This window comes from Pseudoxanthomonas mexicana (genome assembly GCF_014397415.1).
In the GTDB taxonomy this organism is placed as follows: domain Bacteria; phylum Pseudomonadota; class Gammaproteobacteria; order Xanthomonadales; family Xanthomonadaceae; genus Pseudoxanthomonas_A; species Pseudoxanthomonas_A mexicana.
Genome location: NZ_CP060731.1, coordinates 1,110,001 through 1,112,500, shown reverse-complemented (window position 1 = coordinate 1,112,500; position 2,500 = coordinate 1,110,001). Strand labels below are relative to the sequence as shown.

Here is a 2,500-nt window from a genome sequence, read left to right as displayed (position 1 = left end):
GGCGTGACAACCGGAACACCAGAGGTTCGTCCACTCCGGTCCTCTCGTACTAGGAGCAGCCCCTCTCAAACTTCCAACGCCCATGGCAGATAGGGACCGAACTGTCTCACGACGTTCTGAACCCAGCTCGCGTACCACTTTAAATGGCGAACAGCCATACCCTTGGGACCGACTACAGCCCCAGGATGTGATGAGCCGACATCGAGGTGCCAAACACCGCCGTCGATATGAACTCTTGGGCGGTATCAGCCTGTTATCCCCGGAGTACCTTTTATCCGTTGAGCGATGGCCCTTCCATACAGAACCACCGGATCACTAAGTCCTACTTTCGTACCTGCTTGATCCGTCGATCTCGCAGTCAAGCACGCTTATGCCTTTGCACACAGTGCGCGATGTCCGACCGCGCTGAGCGTACCTTCGAGCTCCTCCGTTACTCTTTGGGAGGAGACCGCCCCAGTCAAACTACCCACCATACATGGTCCCCGATCCGGATTACGGACCTAGGTTAGAACGTCAAGCACATCAGGGTGGTATTTCAAGGTTGGCTCCGCCGAAGCTAGCGCCTCGGTTTCATAGCCTCCCACCTATCCTACACAGACGAACTCAACGTTCAATGTAAAGCTATAGTAAAGGTTCACGGGGTCTTTCCGTCTTGCCACGGGAACGCTGCATCTTCACAGCGATTTCAATTTCACTGAGTCTCGGGTGGAGACAGCGCCGCTGTCGTTACGCCATTCGTGCAGGTCGGAACTTACCCGACAAGGAATTTCGCTACCTTAGGACCGTTATAGTTACGGCCGCCGTTTACTGGGGCTTCGATCAAGAGCTTCGCCTTGCGGCTGACCCCATCAATTAACCTTCCAGCACCGGGCAGGCGTCACACCCTATACGTCCACTTTCGTGTTTGCAGAGTGCTGTGTTTTTGATAAACAGTCGCAGCGGCCTGGTTTCTGCGACCCCCCTCAGCTATAGCCCGCATGGGCCACCAAAGAGGGTGCACCTTCTCCCGAAGTTACGGTGCCATGTTGCCTAGTTCCTTCACCCGAGTTCTCTCAAGCGCCTGAGAATTCTCATCCTACCCACCTGTGTCGGTTTACGGTACGGTCTGCGTGAGCTGAAGCTTAGGAGCTTTTCCTGGAAGCGTGGTATCAGTGACTTCGCCCTAAAGGGCTCGTCTCGGTGCTCGGTCTTAAAGGATCCCGGATTTGCCAAAGATCCAAACCTACCGCCTTTCCCCGGGACAACCAACGCCCGGTACACCTAACCTTCTCCGTCCCTCCATCGCACTCACGCGAGGTGCAGGAATATTAACCTGCTTCCCATCGACTACGGCTTTCGCCCTCGCCTTAGGGACCGACTAACCCTGCGTCGATTAACGTTGCGCAAGGAAACCTTGGGCTTTCGGCGTGCGGGCTTTTCACCCGCATTATCGTTACTCATGTCAGCATTCGCACTTCCGATACCTCCAGCAGCCTTCTCAAGCCACCTTCGCAGGCTTACGGAACGCTCCTCTACCGCGCATAACAAAGTTATGCACCCCAAGCTTCGGTTTCGTGCTTAGCCCCGTTAAATCTTCCGCGCAGACCGACTCGACCAGTGAGCTATTACGCTTTCTTTAAAGGGTGGCTGCTTCTAAGCCAACCTCCTGGCTGTCTGTGCCTTTCCACATCGTTTTCCACTTAGCACGAAATTTGGGACCTTAGCTGTGGGTCTGGGTTGTTTCCCTTTTCACGACGGACGTTAGCACCCGCCGTGTGTCTCCCGTACATTCTGTCTTGGTATTCGGAGTTTGCCATGGTTTGCTAAGACGCGATGTCCCGCTAGCCATAACAGTGCTCTACCCCCAAGAAGATTCATACGAGGCGCTACCTAAATAGCTTTCGAGGAGAACCAGCTATCTCCGGGTTCGATTAGCTTTTCACTCCTAATCACACCTCATCCCCTACCTTTGCAACGGGAGTGGGTTCGGGCCTCCAGTACCTGTTACGGCACCTTCACCCTGGGCATGACTAGATCACCCGGTTTCGGGTCTACTGCCCGCGACTATGCGCCCTTATCAGACTCGGTTTCCCTTCGCCTCCCCTATACGGTTAAGCTTGCCACGAACAGTAAGTCGCTGACCCATTATACAAAAGGTACGCAGTCACCCTTGCGGGCTCCTACTGCTTGTACGCACACGGTTTCAGGATCTATTTCACTCCCCTCTCCGGGGTTCTTTTCGCCTTTCCCTCACGGTACTGGTTCACTATCGGTCGGTCAGGAGTATTTAGCCTTGGAGGATGGTCCCCCCATGTTCAGACAGGGTTTCTCGTGCCCCGCCTTACTCGTCTTCACTGAAAAGGTCTTTTCGAATACCGGGCTGTCACCGTCTATGGCCAGTCTTTCCAGACTGTTCTTCTAAAACCAATCCAGCTTAAGGGCTGGTCCCCGTTCGCTCGTCACTACTCAGGGAATCTCGGTTGATTTCTTTTCCTCCGGTTACTTAGATATTTCAGTTCAC

At 54.1% G+C, this 2,500-nt stretch carries 1 rRNA gene (cut by both window edges); it reads right to left on the bottom strand.

Going from position 1 to position 2,500, the window contains the following annotated elements:
• Nucleotides 1-2,500 (bottom strand): 23S ribosomal RNA (locus IAE60_RS05065) (it extends past both window edges: 198 nt to the left, 181 nt to the right).